The following is a 16,695-nucleotide window of genomic DNA, read 5'->3' as shown; positions in this document are numbered from 1 at the left end:
TATACTAATTTTCAGGCGGTTTTTTAATTCCGCCAACAGGTATTATCAATAATAATAACAAACAGAAATCCCGACGGAGCCGCAAGGAACCGAGAGGATGAGTAAAATAAAAATTGGAGGTTTTAATTATGTTGTTAGCACGTAGAAATAATAATTCAGATTGGTTGAGTAACATCTTTGATGATGTATTCTTTGATACTGACGCAACACCACGTATGAATGCTACAGCTCCTGCCACTAATATCAAGGAGACAGATAAAGATTACATCATGGAGGTTGCAGCTCCTGGCTTGAAGAAGGAGTGGGTTCGTGTAAACATCGACAATGATGGTAATCTGAACATTGCCATCGAGAACAAGATGGAGCACAAGAATGAAGATAAGCACGAGCACTATCTGCGCCGTGAGTTCTCTTACAGCAACTACCAGCAGGCCTACACACTCCCTGAGGATGCCGATCGTGAGAAGATTTCAGCAAAGGTAGCTGATGGTGTTCTTGAGGTTCAGATTCCAAAGCTTACTCCTAAGGAGGAGACAAAGGCTACCAAGAATATTGAAGTCAAATAACAATTTCGCATAAATGATTGAGGGCAGATTCCAAAGCAATTTGAAACCTGCCTTTTTTGTGTCCTTACCAGAATCATCGCATTTTTCATCTACCCTATTATAATGATTTTCATCTATCCATCGGGTTATTTCTTCCATAAATATTGCGGTGGTCATAATTAATTTGTAATTTTGCAGGCTGGAGAGCAGCTATCAAAGCTTCTGCTTATCCGTAACGGACAAGATATGGGCTATCATTGCCTGTTGCCCATACGACACATAATATATATAACCAAGCAAGTTGATATTTATTCACTTGCGAAACTTCAGATTAAAGATTAAGATTATGGCAAAGCAAAGACAGCGTCTGGTAGAAGTGCCGTTCAACAAGACGGATTGCGGCGTAGATTTCTACATCAACACAGCTTATGGCGGAGAGTGCCCTTGGGTGCTTACGGAGCATGAAGTGTTCAAGACCGACTTCTTCGAAATATTTTTCATCAAGAAAGCTAATGGCTACGTGCTGATAGACTACAGGAAGATAAACCTGAAAGACAGCATGGTGCTCATTGTGAAGCCACACCAGCAGCAGGAATGGCACATTGATGAGCCAGCTCTCGACTACGAGTTTTTGATATTCCGTGAAGATTTTATGCGAACCTTCATTGCCGACAAATTCTTTGTCTATCGTCTGCAATACTGCCAGCAGACCGAAACACCGCCCTATTTGATGTGTTCAGAAAATAAATGCGAAGAATATCAGCGGCTGCTCAAGAAAATACGGGCAGAGCTTCGGCAGCCTCAAGCCGACAGCTACAACATCATCGTCAGCGTACTCTACTATCTGCTGGCAATCATGAATCGCCATTACACCCTTGAACATCAATTGCCTCTGGCTGCTCCTAAGAATTACTATGCCTTTCTGTTTGTGGAATTGATGGAAACCCACATCTGGAAGTTGCAACGTGTGCAGGACTACGCCTCACTGCTCAAGATTAGCCGCATCACCCTGAACCATAGCGTGATGGCGCAGTATGGAGTGTCGGCTACCTATTTGCTGAAACAGCGACTGCTGGCAGAAATCAAAAACGAACTTCTGTTCACCGGCAAATCTATAAGTGAGATAGCCTATGCATTCAACTTCTCCGAACCATCCCACCTGATGCGTTTTTTCAAGCAGCAGACGGGCAAGACATGCAGAGAATTCCAAGAGGACTATAAAAATGGTGTGTATGAATGAGAATGATTTATCATTTTGGTAGTTTTTAGCGGTTTTCTGGTATCTGATAAATCAGCATTTTCTCATACTTTTGCAGTCGAAATAATGAAGGTAAATATTTAATGAAAATAAAAATCACATAAGTATGAAGAAAATGATTTTAATGCAGACTTCAATGTCTGCTTTTACTCAGTTGAATGCAAAGAACTACATCCGCCTCATTCGCAACGCTACGTTGAAGATGGAATATGCAGGTAAGCAAATTCTTGTTGATCCATTGCTTGGTGCCAAAGGCTCTTCCGTGTCGGCTCTTGGCGTAAATCCAAATCCCCGAGTAAACTTGACGATGCCCGTGGAAGAAGTGCTTGATGGACTGGATTTCACACTCTTGACTCACAACCATCCTGACCATTATGATGAAACTGCAGCCAAGCTGATTCGCAAGGATATGCCTTGGTTCGTACAGACTGAAGATGTAGAGCAGGTTAAGGAGAAAGACGGTTTTTCTCGTGCAGTGGGCATTGCAGACTGCATTGAGTATGAAGGAATCACCATTATCCGCATCAGAGGTAATCATGGACGTGGACAACTTGGTGAGCAAATGGGACCAAGTTCTGGTTACATTCTCAAAGCCAAGAAACAGCCAACCATTTACATTATGGGCGATTGCATTTGGGATGAGAAGACCCAGATAGCTGTATCTACCTATAAGCCAGATTATATAGTAATCAATACTGGTGGAAACATTTTCCTTCCACAATCAAAGACAGATGGAGATATCACGATGAATGAAATGGAAGCTATGCAAATGCTGAAGGACTGCGATCCTCAGATTCGTTTTATTGCGGTTCATATGGATGCCATAGATCATGGACAGACAACAAGGGCTATTCTCCGTAATCAGGCTGAATACGAAAAGGTGGATAAAAAACGCCTGATGATACCAGAAGACGGACAAGTATTGAAACTATGACACAGATAGAAATACTGAAAAAAAATATTCAGGAGGCAGAAGCCATCATCGTGGGTGGTGCCTCTGGAATGTCGGCAGCAGCAGGTTTCCGCTTTTATTATATGAATGATGCCACATTCAAACAGATAGCCGGACAGTTGGGCGAGAAATATCATGCTGATGGTTGTTTCCCACTGTTTTATCATCCGCAAATCAAGAAAGGGGAACTATGGGCGGCATTGCTCCGCGAGTACAAGTACCTGTATGAGTGTCATACTGGTGAGCCATACGAGGATCTGGCAGAACTACTCGATGGCAAGAACTATTATATTGCCACCACCAATCAGGATGCGCAGTTTTTCCGCACCTTCCCTGCCGAGAAGATCACTCGCATTCAGGGCGATTTCCGCTACTGGCAGTGTAAGCATACTTGTACAGACGAAATCTATCCCAACAAGAAGAAGGTGTATGAGTTGCTGGACAAGATAGAAGGTGACAGACTGCCCGACGACCTGATTCCCCGTTGTCCACATTGCGGTACGGAGATGATTCCATGGTGGCGCAGTCACGAGTTTCTGGAGGGTAGCTATTACCGAAAAGAAATGCAACGTTATATGGATTTCCTCAAGAAGAACATGAACAAGAAAGTGCTTTTCCTCGAGCTTGGTGTGGGTATGATGACTCCAATGTTTATCAAGGAGCCATTTATGAACATGGTATATCGCTGGCCCAATGCCACTTATGCTGTAATCAATCCAAAGGATGCTTATGTTCCAAGGGAGATTGCCAAAAAGAGTATTGCCATTAAGGAAGATATCGCTGTGACATTAAAGAAACTGTTGGGCAAACCGGCAGATCATATCGTATCAGATACAAGTTTCAAACCAGGAAGGATATATTAAATATGAATGCAAATATCACTATAGCCCAAGAATGGATTGCCCAGGCAGATGCCATTCTCATAGGAGCCAGCAACGGACTCTCTATCGCCGAGGGCTATCATATCTTTGCCAACAACGAGATGTTTCGAAGGCAGTTTGGCGACATGCAGCAGCAATATGGTTTCAGAAATGTTGTGGAAGGTCTTTACTTTCAATATCCTACTGTTGAAGCACGCTTAGAGTTCCACAGACGATTGGTGAAGTTTTGGGTAGACGATTACCAACCTTCACAGGTAATGCATGACCTCATGAAAGTGATTGGCCAGAAGGATTACTTCATCCTTACCAGCAATGGCGACTTGCATCTGGAGAAATCAGGGTTTGATGAAAAACGCATCTTCGAGATAGAAGGTGTCATGACCGACCTTTTTGCAGCGCCAGACCCCAAGAAAAAAACACTCTTTCATCACTTTCTTACAAAATATTCTGGCAAAAAACTCGTTATCTTAGAGTTGGGGATTGGTTCGCGCAACCGACTCATCAAGCTACCTATCATGCAGCTGGCTTATCGTGAGCCGAATGCTAAATATATCACGCTCAACATGCCTCAAGAGCTCAATATTCCACAGGAGATAGCAGAAAAGAGTGTGGGCATTGCTGGCGATATAGCCCAGTCGCTCAAAGAATTGAATTCAAATGGATAGACAAGGACATTACAGAACTATAGGAAGGGACGAGAGAGCATACCGCTCTTTCGTCCCAACCCCTTTACAGGATATTCACCTGGAAATGGATGAAGAAATGCAAACACTGCTTGCTCAAGCACATGAAAGATTGAAGAATCGCAACCTCTCTGATATGGATGCATTGCAGAAGGAAGAAGTTGAGAATTCCATGAATCTGGTATATGGCGAAAAGAAGTCTTTAGCCTTAGCTTTCTTTGAAACAGATGATAAGGAAGATAAGGAAGACAAGAAACGCAAATTAGATGAACAAAACCTTCTTCAAGCCACAAGATTTGCCGTAGAACGCATGCAGAAACTGCCTATTAGCAGCCGATTGCTCAAGGATGTACACTGGGTAATGATGCAAGGTGAGCACAATGAAAGGAAATACCCTGGTGAGATGCGCACCTCACCTATCTGGCTTGGAACAAAAGATGACACACTGGCAACTGCTCCCTTCATTCCACCTGTCTATGAGGATATGGCAAAGTCTATTGCCGACTTAGAAAACTATATCCATTACGAAGAACAGACTGACGCCCTCATCATGGCGGCGCTCATTCATTATCAATTTGAAATGATTCATCCATTCATCGATGGAAATGGAAGAATAGGCAGGTTGCTAACCCTGCTCTTTTTGATGGATAGGAATGTCATCCAACAACCTGTGCTCTCGCTTTCAAAAAATCTGATGAGCAGTTCTTTCAAATACTTCACCGGCATTGCTTCTGTTGAAGTATCTGGAACATACGAAAAATGGGTGAAGTATTTTCTACAACAATTACATTAAATGTTTAATTGCATTATTAGAGCACTGAATTAGAGCACTGAGCCCACTTTAAAATGCAAGAAATAAGAATAGGATTTAAAATAGAACAAAAAATGAAGAAAACAATTCCTGTAATAGGCATGGCTTGCAGCGTATGCTCTGCCAATGTAGAAAAGAAGCTGCAGTCGCTCGAAGGCATCAACTCCGCCTCGGTTTCCCTGGCGAGCCGAACTGCCCTGGTAGATTATGACCCCGACATTATCTCTCTGGAAGATATGAAACGGGAAATCAGCAACGCCGGCTACGACCTCGTTATCGAAAACGACAGAAGCGTAGAGGAAATCAACCGCCGTGAGTTCACCCTCCTGCGCCGTCGAACCCTGGCTTCCTGGCTCTTCGCCATCCTGACCATGTGTTTCTCCATGGGCTGGATTTCCCATACAAGTTCCTTCGCCAACCAGATCTGTCTGCTCCTGGCACTCGCCAACCTGCTCTACTGCGGCAAACAGTTTTATGTTTCCGCCTGGAAGCAGCTCCTGCATCATACGGCAAACATGGATTCGCTCGTAGCACTCAGCACCCTCATCGCCTTCCTCTTCAGCACCTTCAACACCTTCTTCGGAGAAATGGTATGGGGAGCGAGAGGCATAGAATGGCACACTTATTTTGATGCTTCCGTGATGATTATCACCTTCGTGCTGACCGGCAGATGCCTGGAAGAAAAGGCGAAAGACAGTACGGCGAGCAGCATTCGCCAGTTGATGGGAATGCAGCCAAAAACCGCCCGACTGGTGACTTACGAGAAGATAGAAGGCACCAACGACTACAAGATGGAGGAAGTTCCGATTTCCACCATTCAGATAGGCGACATGATAGAAGTAAGAGCCGGCGAGAAGATTCCGGTGGATGGCGTGGTTACCCAGGCAGAGAGTTTCATGACTCCCGATGCTGCCTATGTAGATGAAGCGATGATCAGCGGCGAACCGACTCCAGCGATGAAAAAGGCAGGCGACAACGTGCTGGCTGGCACCATTCCGAGTCAGGGAAAGCTCCGCATGAGAGCCAAACAGATTGGCGAGAACACCGCCCTGGCACACATCATCCGCATGGTTCAGGAGGCGCAGGGCTGTAAGGCGCCCGTGCAGCGCATCGTGGATAAGGCGGCTCTGATTTTCGTTCCAGCCGTGGCAGCCATCGCCCTCATCACCTTTTTAATATGGTGGCTGATAGGCGGCAACGCTGCTCTTCCGCAGGCCATCCTTTCAGCCGTAGCCGTATTGGTTATCGCCTGTCCTTGCGCCATGGGCTTAGCTACTCCTACCGCCCTGATGGTAGGCATCGGCAAGGCGGCGCAGAAGCAGATTCTCATCAAGGACGCGTCGGCGCTGGAGAATCTCCACAAGATCAACGCCCTCGTCATCGACAAGACCGGCACCCTCACCATACCTAATCAGAACATCGATTTCACCAAGCAGGAGGATTTGGATCTGGAGACAAGAGAGACCCTCAAGCCCCATGCCCAGGAAGCGATGAAGCAGTTGCAGGAAAAGGGAATAGAGGTCTATATGATGAGTGGCGATAAGGAGGAAGCGGCTCACTACTGGGCTGAGAAAGCCGGCATCAAGCATTACCAGAGCAAGGTGCTGCCTGGCGACAAGCAGGCATTGGTAAAGAAACTTCAGGACGAAGGCAAGCAGGTAGCAATGGTGGGCGACGGAATCAACGACACCCAGGCCCTGGCCCTTGCCAACGTGAGCATGGCGATAGGAAAGGGAACGGATGTGGCGATGGATGTGGCGCAGATTACGCTGATGAGCGACGACCTTCTGGCGCTGCCGGAAGCCGTAAAACTGAGTCAGAAGACGGTTCACATGATTTGGCAGAACCTCTTCTGGGCGTTCATCTACAACATCATCTGCATCCCGTTGGCAGCCGGAGCACTCCACATCTTCGGCATCAATTTCCAGATAACTCCGATGTGGGCAAGTGCCCTGATGGCCTTCTCCAGCGTCAGCGTAGTGCTCAATTCGCTGAGATTAAAATTGTCGTAAATAAAATAAGGCTGCCAGCGATGTTTATAAAATACTGTCGGTATGCAGCAAAATCATCATGAAATAAAGCCTTCATGATGCTTTATATTAAATAGGGGTAGGACGTGAATCCTACCCCTTTATTGTTTGTATTGATTGCTTCTGTATTGATTACTTAGCAATACTCATTTACTTGATAACAACCTTTCTTGTAGTACCATCAGCCATCTTGATGATGTTGATGCCCTTCTGCAAGCTGTTGATCTTCACACCATTGATTGTGTAGATGCCTTCTGCTGCATTTACCGCTGGACGATTCTCGATATTCTCGATGCCAGTAGCTACACCGCCAGTACCCTTTCTTGAAATACCCAAGACAGTGATAATACCAGCACCACCATAGCCCTTCGTGAACTCAACATACTGCACTTCCTTAGACTTATCAACCTTCACACTGTACTCATAGAGACGAATCTTGCCTGTATCGATATCGTCTTTGTAATATGGAAGGCTCTGTTTTGTGATAATACGACCCAAGCCATATACAGCTTCGCTACCCGATGGAGTTTCAGCAAACCAATCCTGAGGCGTGAAACGATCATTATAACCATGACTACCATCTGTGTAATATGGACAAGCCACAAGACTACCAGAACCATTGGTTGAAACAACGAGGAAGTAAAGTTCCTCACACTTCTCTGGAGTCACGAAGTTCAGATTACCAGTTGAGTAGTAAGATCTGAGAGTGAGAGCATTCTTCTGACTGAAGTCTGCCATCTGGAACTGAGTTCCCTTCGCTGTTGTCACGATACCATCGCTGCCACAAAGTGCACCTTCCTTCTGAACACCATCAGTATAGAATACCCAACCCTGGTTGTCAAGAATATCATCACTGAAACTCTTAGAAGGCTTACCCTCTGCGATAACATCGACATTCCAACCTGTCACTGCTACGGGAGCTACTGCTGGCATAGCTGCTGCAAACTGCTCATAAGCCTCAACCTCAGCCAAAGAAGGATAGAAGTATGGATTCAAGTTACAGATCACTGCGATATACTTAGTCTCCTCGAAGTCTGGCAAGATGTACTCCAACTTAGAAACCTCACCCAGGTCAGAGAATGTCTTCACGCGCTTCAAGTTATTGATATCGTTACCTACAGCGATGCTAATCTCCTTGTTGACGATACCTGCTTCATCGTTATCATTTGTACCCTTGTTGTTGTTAGGGATGTGGATAGCAACCTTAGAGAGATTCCAAGACTTGCCCTCTGGTGCAGTAAAGATAGCCCATGCGTCATCTTTATGAGTAGAAGGTGTCTCGATTGCTCCAAGAGCCTCAGCAGCCTTGTCACCATCTGTCAAGCCAGGGATATCGAACTTGTCGAATGCAACACCGAATCCACCATCACCCTGATAGTGACGAACCTCAGCAGTAGCACCTGTCAAGACATTAGGCTGTGTATTAGAGTCGATGCTAATATTCACAACACGCTCCTTATATGTACCACCATTGTCAACAGTGATAGTAACTTTCTCAACACCCATCTTCATACCTGCTGTTACAGGGATAGTGAATGTGCAGTTAGCCTGATCTTCTGTGATAGTACCCACCTTCAAACCAGCAGAAGACTTCACGCGGCAAGAGAATTTAGGATCTCTTGGATCACCATTCAAGTCGTAAGTTACAACGATGTTCTGTGTCTCACCAGCGTTCATCTTCATCTCAGAAGAAGGAACCGAAATAGACATATTGTTGTCCTCAGAACCATATACTTCAAACTCCCAAATACGGAGAGTACCGTTAGCCTCAGGAATCAACTTCACGTAACGTGCCTTGTAAGGAGGAATGTAGTCGGTCTTGACGCTCTCGCTTACACGATTTTCAGCATCAACCACTGTTGTCCAGGTCTCACCGTCGTTAGACAACTGAATCTTATAGTTGTTGATCTGTTCAACACCACTCTCAGGACCATAGTTACCATCATAGATACGGAAACCATAGATACGATATGCGCTCTGGCAATCGAAGATAGCCCAACGTTCGCTCTGCAATGTACACCACTTATCACTGGTTTCGGTTGGATAAGTTACGCCATCGATAATCTTCCAAGGTGTCTCTTTATAGTTGGTAGAGTTAGAGTAGCTAACCACCTTCTTGTCTTTTACTACGTTGTAAACAGTAGCAGCGTCTTCTTTAGCAATAACGTCGATAACTTGCTTTGTAGTAGTAGAAGTACCAACAACGTTAGTAACCTTTACAGTAACATTCATCTTACCTGGCTTCTTAGCCACTACCTGGATAGTCTCCTCATTAGTAGGAGTACCTGGCTTGAAGTCCAAGCCCTCTGGCAAAATCCACTCCCAAGCAGTAGGTTTACCTGTACCCTTAGCTGTGATAGATGTAGTTTCACCAACTTCGAGGTAACTCTTACCCAAAGAGAAGGTAACTACAGGAGCTGTACCCTTAGGATAGTCGAGCTTGATACTCTTAGCAGGCTGCTGCTTCATATCCTTCATTACAGGAACTACTTCCATCTCAAGGAAATTATCTACGCCATTACGAACGAATGTAGGAACATAGAAAGCCTCGCCACGAGTCTGACCTACCAAGATGCGCTCGCCATCTTCATACTTCTTATAGATGTCGAAGTGATCGAAGTCGTCGTTATAGGTATAATCCCATGTCAAACGAACATCACTCTTTTCTGCACCGAGAGTAGTTGTAGATGCAAGGTTCTCAACGGTAACGCTTGCAGGAGCATAAGCTGCTGGCAACACAGCGAGTTCACCGAGTTTCAACTGATAGTAAGAAACCTCTGTCTCACTCTTCATGTTGAGGGCAATCATATAGATGGTCTTGCCATTGAGTGATGTCAAGTCGTAGTCAGCGATGGTCCAGCCGTTCTTCTCTGTTACTGTAGCATCGGTCAGAGTTACATCTGGGTTGACAGAACTCTCTGTAGCCAACTTCATCTCTACACTACCAGGAGTAGTGGTCTTGTAAACAATACGGAGAGTTCCACCTGATGTTACAGGAATCATCGTCTTATAGAGACGCATGAGGTGATCACCTGTTGTCAAGCTTCCGCTCACCTCGATGCTTGAACCGAAGTTGTAAGCATCATCCCAGTTGATAGAAGCTGTCAGGTTGCCCTTGTTCTCTATCCACCAGCGCCATGTTGGCATGATGCTCTGTACACCACTATGATACCAGTCTTGTGTACCATTCTTGATACCCTCTACAAAGCGGTGCTTACCCACACCTACGCAGAATGAGCTGACGAAAGGCATATTAGTGATAGTAGAACGCTCCAATACGCGGTTGGAAATTCCTGGCCAAGATGTGGTAGATGTGACTGTTGGATCACCTTCCTGATTTACCCACATCTGCTCTTCATTTTTAAAGGTTTTCTGAATAGCAGCATATGCGCTTGGACCTGTATCATCACTACCAAGAAGGTTCTTTACATTATCCTTCCAGATACGCTCCTCTGGACAGAACAAGTCAATAGAACCTACGTGGCCGGTCGTTGGCATAGATCTGTTGAGGTAATAACCGAATCCGGTATGACCACTACTTACCACCTGGATACCTGCATAGATCTTAGAGAAAGTCTCTTCCTCTGTACAGCCCAGCTGGCTTGCCTGACTACGATAATCGCCATTAGCTCCATACTCCAAGAACTGAGAAGTATTCTTATGTGACTTCAGAATGGTTGGACTTGGTGAACCAGATGCATTGTACCACTGGATTTCCATGTGGCTATTGCCGTCTGCATCAGCGAGTGCATTAAACTCTTTGATGAAACCAGCCCATTCTGAGAGAGTAGAGCCACCAGACTCCTGGTTGATAAACCAACCATCGAAGCCCATATACTTAGCGATTTCATACAATTTCTTGGCAAAGATGTAAGAGCCATTCTCCTTGGTAAGCATTTCACGAACCCAAGCCTGGTTTCCTCCGAAAGCATAAGGAGGGAAGAATATCTGACCGAGAGATTTCACACCACTCTGGTGAGCAGCATCTGTAGATGGTGCTGGTGGAGGAATAATAATACCCTCGCTGGCAGAACCTGCCCAATAAACGAGTTTATCCATATACTGCCAGTAAGTTGGCTGGTATCCCAAGAAGTTGTTAGCGCCCTGAGATGGGCAAGAACTACATGTAGGGAAAAGAATGGTTGCATTACATACCTGTCCCTCATAGAACTGGTTTTTATTGGCTTTCATCAAGGTTGGCTCCTTGAAACGTTTTGCCAATGGCACCTTAGAACGATTGAACTTGGCATTCTTGTCAGTTTCTGGGGACCAGTTCTTGACGTGTTCCGGATGCCAGCAACCACCATAAGGCTGTTGAGCACTTGCTGTACCTCCAAATATAATGGAGAGCATTGCAACGCTAAAAAGTCGATTTAGTCTCATACTTTAAAGGTTTAAGTTAATATTGTATAGTTAATAATTTATTTTCTGCTTTTGAGTATCTCGCCGTTTTTGAGATTTTTTCCTCGTTTTTAGCTATTTTCTGCACTTATAACAAGAATAAAAACCAAACTACTTAGTCAAAATGCATTTTTTTTATTTTTTATTCAAAAAAATACCGCTATAGCTATGCTCACGCAAAACTATAGCGGTTTTAATAAACCTAAACTAAACCTAAAAACAACTTTTTTTAGATAAATAATACATCTTAACTTAACATCAATTTATAGCCTTATTGATAAATCTGTTTTATGAAATAGATATTGATTATGAAAAATCTATATATTTTCTGAAGATTCTACTTGATAATATTGGTACGGCGGATGAAGTCGATGATTTCCGGTACATAACCGAAGGCTAATCCGGTAACGGTATCTGCACAACCATAATATACTGCAATGCGACCCGTCTCTGCATCACAGAGAGATGCGCATGGGAAGCAGACATTAGGTACATCTCCTACACACTCGTAGAGCTCCTGAGGAGTAATCAAATACTGACCTGAACGGCCCAATACTTTCCACGGTTCATCCAAATCGAGCAAGGCTGCACCAAAAGCATAAACATATCCATTGCAGGAATGGAGCACACCATGATAGAGCAACAACCATCCTTCAGAAGTCTCGATAGGCACCGGGCCAGCACCTATCTTCATACATTGCCAAGCACTCTCCTCGAAAGCTGCAGGAGCCATCACATGACGATGATGCCCCCAATACTCCAAATCAGGTGACTCGCTATAGAAGATGTCACCGAAGGCAGTATGACCAGTATCACTCGGACGACTCAGCATGGCAAACTTGCCATTGATCTTGCGAGGAAACATCACGCCATTGCGATTGTATGGCAGGAAAGCATTCTCTACCTGATGGAAGGTCTTGAAATCCTCTGTCCATGCCACACCAATCGTTGGTCCATGATAACCATTGCACCAGGTGACATAATACTTATCTCCTATCTGGCAAACACGAGGGTCGTAACCATAGACCCACTCTCCTACCTCAGGATCATCGCATTCGAAATGGATGGTGTCCTCATCAATGTCCCAATGTACGGCATCCTTGCTGAAACCGGCATGAAGAGTCATACGACGATTCTTGTCATCACATCTGAATACACCTGCAAAACCGTCCTTAAACTTAACTACTGCACTATTGAAGATACTATTGGAGTCGGGTAGCTGATTACGCTTGATAATCGGATTCTGGGAATAGCGCCAGAGCGGCACGCAGCTTCCTTCTGGTCTGTCTTCCCAAGGAATGTTGGGAAGAGCAGAACCTATGATTTTAATTTCGTTCATTGTCGTTACTTTTTAGAAAAATCAATTAGTGACGTTTTGGGAAATCAATTAGAGACTATTGAGCAAATCTACCTTACCATCATTGATGAGCTTGATGACCAACTCTCCGAAGAGGGTGTTCTGCCATGCAAACCAGGCACGGGTGTATTTCGAAGCATCATCCTTATGGAAAGATTCATGGATGAATCCCATCCCTGCATCGGTATTCAGGAGGGTCTTCATGCACCAGCGAATCTCATCATCACTCTGGGCTGTGAAGCACTTCATCATGATAGACATCGGCCAAGGCATATCATAACCGATGTGCGGACCGCCGATACCCTCGCCTGCCTTGCCACGGAAGAAACAAGGATTGTCCTCGCTCCATACGAAACGGCGAGTGTTCTGATAGATCGGATCATTCATCTCAACATCACCCAAATAGCCCATACCTAAAAGCGATGGAACATTGGCATCATCCATCAGAAGACGGTTGCCGAAACCATCTACCTCATACGCATAAATCTTGCCATATTTAGGATGATCATAGACTGCATATTTCTGCAGGGCATCCTTGACCTCGGCTGCCAAGGCAGAACAATCCTGTGCAATCCCGAGTGCCTTATTCTTCTGCTCAGTCTCTGATTTCTCTGCCACATGCTTCAGAATTTCAGCCGCCTTATTCATCGCAGAAACCGCCATGAAATTGGAAGGAATCAGGAACGGAAGAATCGTGGCATCGTCTGAAGGACGGAACAGGGAAGCAATGAGACCAACTGGCTTGACAGGAGCTCCGAAACCATCCCAGCCCACGGTATCGAAGGCACGATCGGTCATGCGGGTAAAGTGGTAAGCCTTGGCTGTTTCCTTGCGCTGCTGCTCATGGAAGGTCTTGAGGATATTTCCGATAGCCTGCATCCAGTCTTCTCCGAAGATGGAGTCATCGCCTGTTACCTTCCAGTACTCGTAAGCGAGGCGGATAGGATAACAGAAAGAATCTATCTCATACTTGCGCTCGAAAACCTCTGCCTTCATCTCGGTATCATCCTTCTGCCAACCTGCTCCGGTAGGTCCGTCGTTATAGGCATTGGCATAACGGTCGATATTGATGCACTTCAACTGGCGCAGGATAACACCACGCAGCATCTTCTTCAATTTCTCATCCTTGTTGGCAAGGGCTACGTATGGCCAAACCTGAGCACCTGAATCGCGAAGCCACATGGCAGGAATATCACCTGTATAGACGAAGGTATCGTCATCGCCATTAGCCAACTGGCGATAATGCACCGTACTTTCCAGCGTGTTCGGATAACAGTTGGCGAACATCCAGGCGAGTTTCGGATTCTTCTTGAGGAGTTTCTGTACTTCCTTGATTTTCTTCTCCACTGCCTCTGAAGTAAAGAGACGCTCAGCTACAGGCGGACGCTTGGACTCATACTTGCCATTGACAGGTGTTACCACCTTAGTGTAGCGGGCATGAACATCTACCTCAGCATGCTCTTGTGCCATCGCCGACATTGCCGACATCAGGGCTATTGCAAATATTGTTTTTCTCATTGTCTGGGTTTATTTATGTTTCGATTTAAATTGTGATTTCTTTTAAGGTCTATCTGCACCACGGGTTCCCCACTTGGATGGCTGATTGCCCATCTGGAGTTCGAGGGTTCCTCCCTTCATCATATCCTGGTACATGATATACGACTTGGTATAGGTCTTGCCGTTGAGTTTGGCAGACTGCACGTAGATATTTTCCGGACTGTTGTTCTTGCAGATAATGGAGAAGTTCTTGCCGTCGCCCAAGCTGATGGTAGCCTTGTCCATGACCGGACTGCCGATGATATACTTGCCGCCTGCAGGTTCTACCTGATAGAGTCCCATCGCAGAGAGAATATACCAGGCTGACATCTGACCCACATCCTCGTTTCCACTCAAACCGTCGAAATCATCCTTATACATCTCATTCATGGTCTGGCGGATGAGACGGGCTGCCTTCCAAGGCTGACCTACATAATTATACATATAGAGTACCTGATGACTCGGTTCATTACCGTGGGCATACTGTCCGATGAGACCAGAAATATCAGGAGAGGCATTATCGCCCATATTGCCCATTACGATGAAAAGGGAGTCGAGCTTGGTCACAAATTTCTGTTCATTACCGAAAAGCTTTACAAGTCCGTGTACATCATGTGGAACGAGCCAGGTGTATTGCCAGGCATTTCCCTCGGTATAATCATCCTGACGATGAACGGCTGAGAATGGATTAAACGGTTCGCGGAACTTGCCGTCGGTACCGATGCCACGCATAAAACCGGTCTTCGGGTCGAAGTATTTACGATAACTCTGGGCACGTTCTGCGAAATACTTCGCATCCACCTTCTTGCCTAAGAGTCGGGCCACTTTCGCCACGCAGTCATCTGCCAGCGCATATTCCAGTCCCTTAGCCACAGTCTCCATTTTCGGATCCTTATCATAAGGCAGGTAACCATATTTCTTGAGAAGACCGAGGCCTCTGTCTTCACGCAATGCCGACTGTTTCATGGCCTCATAGGCTCCCTCCTTGTCCTTCACATAACCTTTGAGCACAAGGTCGGCAAGCACCGGGATGCCCGGATTGCCCACCATGCAGTCGGTCTCATTGCCCATCAGATGCCATACCGGGAGCTTACCCTGCTGGCGATAGATGTTGATAAAGGTACTTGCCACGTCTGGGAGCATTTCCTTGTGGATGAGCGTCATCAGCGGATGGGCTGCACGATAAGTATCCCAGAGTGAAAGGGTGGTATAATTGGTGAAATCACCCTGATGCACCTTACCGTCGGCACCGCGATATTCTCCGTTGACATCAGAGAATACGGATGGAGCGGTCATCGAATGATACATGGCTGTATAGAAAATGCGGCGAGCTATGGAATCTGAAGTTTCCACCATCACATTGCTCAATTCCCGATTCCATGCCTCGTCAGCCTGCGCCACTACCTGATGGAAATTCCAGTCAGGAATCTCTGTTTGCAGATTCTGTCGGGCATTGGCAATGCTGACTGCAGAGAGACCAACCTTGATCATCAGAGGGCGGGTGGCATCTGCCACCTGAACCAGCCAGCGTCCACTATCGAGCGGTTGTACTTGAACCGGTTGAGAGAACTCAGCCACGAAGAAATTCTTCTGGTCCTTCGCCCATCCTGTAGAGAAGCGATGACCTGCCACTGCAGTTTCCTTCACCTCATCCAGCGCATAATCGGTAGGTTTATCCCATCCGATACCCTGGAAAAGGTCGAGTACCAACTGTGCCTTCTTCACGTCTGCCCCAAAGGTATAGCGATGGAAACCAGCACGCTTGGTGGCGGTAAGTTCCACCCATACATTCGGCTGCTGCAATTTCACTGCATAATAGCCCGGGCGAACATTCTCATTGGCATGATGGAAGAGCACTTCCTTCTGATGAGCATCTGTCACCGGGAGGAAAGCAACATCGCCTAATTCTCCGATACCCGTTCCGCTGAGATGCTGATGACCAAAGCCGATGAGAATGGAGTCTGACTGATGATAACCGGAACACCAGTCCCAACCACGGGTATGCTCAGTAGGTCCCAGCTGAATATAACCGAAAGGTACGTTGGCACCGAGGAATACATGACCATGACCGCCCGTTCCGATTCTTGGATTGACAAATTGGGTCAGACTGGAGGTTGCCTGAGCTTTATCATGAGCAAAAGCGGCTTGTGGATAGTCTCCACCTATCACACAAGCCAACAATAATAATATAGGAAAGAATCTTCTTCTCATTTTCTGAATTTAAGATATATTTTAATGATA

General features: G+C 45.8%; 11 protein-coding genes. 7 read left to right on the top strand and 4 right to left on the bottom strand.

From position 1 onward, the window contains the following. Positions 1-128: 128 nt before the first annotated feature. The 7 genes from DW917_RS08320 (at position 129) to DW917_RS08290 (ending at position 7,142) form a co-directional block, all read left to right on the top strand. Positions 129-566: an Hsp20/alpha crystallin family protein gene (locus DW917_RS08320; protein ID WP_118117725.1), complete on the top strand. Its 438-nt coding sequence runs from the start codon at positions 129-131 to the stop codon at positions 564-566. Between the two features lie 325 nt (positions 567-891). Then, positions 892-1,785, top strand: coding sequence for an AraC family transcriptional regulator (locus tag DW917_RS08315; protein WP_118117723.1), 894 nt, complete (start codon positions 892-894; stop codon positions 1,783-1,785). A 124-nt stretch (positions 1,786-1,909) separates the two neighbouring features. Next, complete coding sequence (locus DW917_RS08310) at positions 1,910-2,737, top strand: MBL fold metallo-hydrolase (RefSeq protein WP_342776614.1); 828 nt, start codon at positions 1,910-1,912, stop codon at positions 2,735-2,737. Next, entirely contained in the window at positions 2,734-3,618 is an 885-nt protein-coding gene (locus DW917_RS08305; RefSeq protein ID WP_118117720.1) for an NAD-dependent protein deacetylase, read from the top strand. Before DW917_RS08310 ends, DW917_RS08305 begins: the two co-directional genes overlap by 4 nt. A gap of 2 nt (positions 3,619-3,620) precedes the next feature. Beyond that, the gene (locus DW917_RS08300) at positions 3,621-4,301 is read left to right on the top strand and encodes a hypothetical protein (protein ID WP_118117719.1); all 681 of its coding nucleotides are present in this window, start codon (positions 3,621-3,623) and stop codon (positions 4,299-4,301) included. Next, on the top strand, positions 4,294-5,112 hold the full coding sequence (locus tag DW917_RS08295; RefSeq protein WP_117693879.1) for a Fic family protein: 819 nt from the start codon (positions 4,294-4,296) through the stop codon (positions 5,110-5,112). The genes DW917_RS08300 and DW917_RS08295 overlap by 8 nt, the downstream gene beginning before the upstream one ends. Positions 5,113-5,204: 92 nt before the next feature. Further along, complete coding sequence (locus tag DW917_RS08290; RefSeq protein WP_118117717.1) at positions 5,205-7,142, top strand: cation-translocating P-type ATPase; 1,938 nt, start codon at positions 5,205-5,207, stop codon at positions 7,140-7,142. Between the two features lie 168 nt (positions 7,143-7,310). Here the strand turns inward: DW917_RS08290 and DW917_RS08285 are convergent, their stop codons facing one another. From DW917_RS08285 to DW917_RS08270, 4 genes are all read right to left on the bottom strand, one after another. After that, a complete protein-coding gene (locus DW917_RS08285) occupies positions 7,311-11,543 on the bottom strand; it encodes a discoidin domain-containing protein (protein ID WP_118117715.1) in 4,233 nt (1,410 codons plus the stop codon). A gap of 355 nt (positions 11,544-11,898) precedes the next feature. After that, positions 11,899-12,900 (bottom strand): glycoside hydrolase family 130 protein, encoded by a 1,002-nt coding sequence (locus DW917_RS08280; RefSeq protein ID WP_118117713.1) that lies wholly within the window; start codon positions 12,898-12,900, stop codon positions 11,899-11,901. A 48-nt stretch (positions 12,901-12,948) separates the two neighbouring features. Next, on the bottom strand, positions 12,949-14,436 hold the full coding sequence (locus DW917_RS08275; protein ID WP_118117711.1) for a glycoside hydrolase family 125 protein: 1,488 nt from the start codon (positions 14,434-14,436) through the stop codon (positions 12,949-12,951). 42 nt (positions 14,437-14,478) lie between these two features. Next, entirely contained in the window at positions 14,479-16,665 is a 2,187-nt protein-coding gene (locus DW917_RS08270; RefSeq protein WP_118117709.1) for a GH92 family glycosyl hydrolase, read from the bottom strand. Positions 16,666-16,695: the final 30 nt, after the last annotated feature.

This window comes from Prevotella sp. AM42-24, from assembly GCF_003461825.1.
Classification (GTDB): Bacteria; Bacteroidota; Bacteroidia; order Bacteroidales; family Bacteroidaceae; genus Prevotella; species Prevotella hominis.
Note: the sequence above shows the minus strand (reverse complement) of the source record. Positions and strands in the feature narration are given on the sequence as shown.

Excerpts from the sequence above, each read along its gene's own strand:
- DW917_RS08270 (WP_118117709.1), bottom strand. The coding sequence starts at position 16,665 with ATGAGAAGAAGATTCTTTCCTATATTATTATTGTTGGCTTGTGTGATA.
- DW917_RS08275 (WP_118117711.1), bottom strand. The coding sequence starts at position 14,436 with ATGAGAAAAACAATATTTGCAATAGCCCTGATGTCGGCAATGTCGGCG.
- DW917_RS08310 (WP_342776614.1), top strand. The coding sequence starts at position 1,910 with ATGAAGAAAATGATTTTAATGCAGACTTCAATGTCTGCTTTTACTCAG.
- DW917_RS08285 (WP_118117715.1), bottom strand. The coding sequence starts at position 11,543 with ATGAGACTAAATCGACTTTTTAGCGTTGCAATGCTCTCCATTATATTT.
- DW917_RS08280 (WP_118117713.1), bottom strand. The coding sequence starts at position 12,900 with ATGAACGAAATTAAAATCATAGGTTCTGCTCTTCCCAACATTCCTTGG.
- DW917_RS08320 (WP_118117725.1), top strand. The coding sequence starts at position 129 with ATGTTGTTAGCACGTAGAAATAATAATTCAGATTGGTTGAGTAACATC.
- DW917_RS08295 (WP_117693879.1), top strand. The coding sequence starts at position 4,294 with ATGGATAGACAAGGACATTACAGAACTATAGGAAGGGACGAGAGAGCA.
- DW917_RS08305 (WP_118117720.1), top strand. The coding sequence starts at position 2,734 with ATGACACAGATAGAAATACTGAAAAAAAATATTCAGGAGGCAGAAGCC.
- DW917_RS08315 (WP_118117723.1), top strand. The coding sequence starts at position 892 with ATGGCAAAGCAAAGACAGCGTCTGGTAGAAGTGCCGTTCAACAAGACG.
- DW917_RS08300 (WP_118117719.1), top strand. The coding sequence starts at position 3,621 with ATGAATGCAAATATCACTATAGCCCAAGAATGGATTGCCCAGGCAGAT.
- DW917_RS08290 (WP_118117717.1), top strand. The coding sequence starts at position 5,205 with ATGAAGAAAACAATTCCTGTAATAGGCATGGCTTGCAGCGTATGCTCT.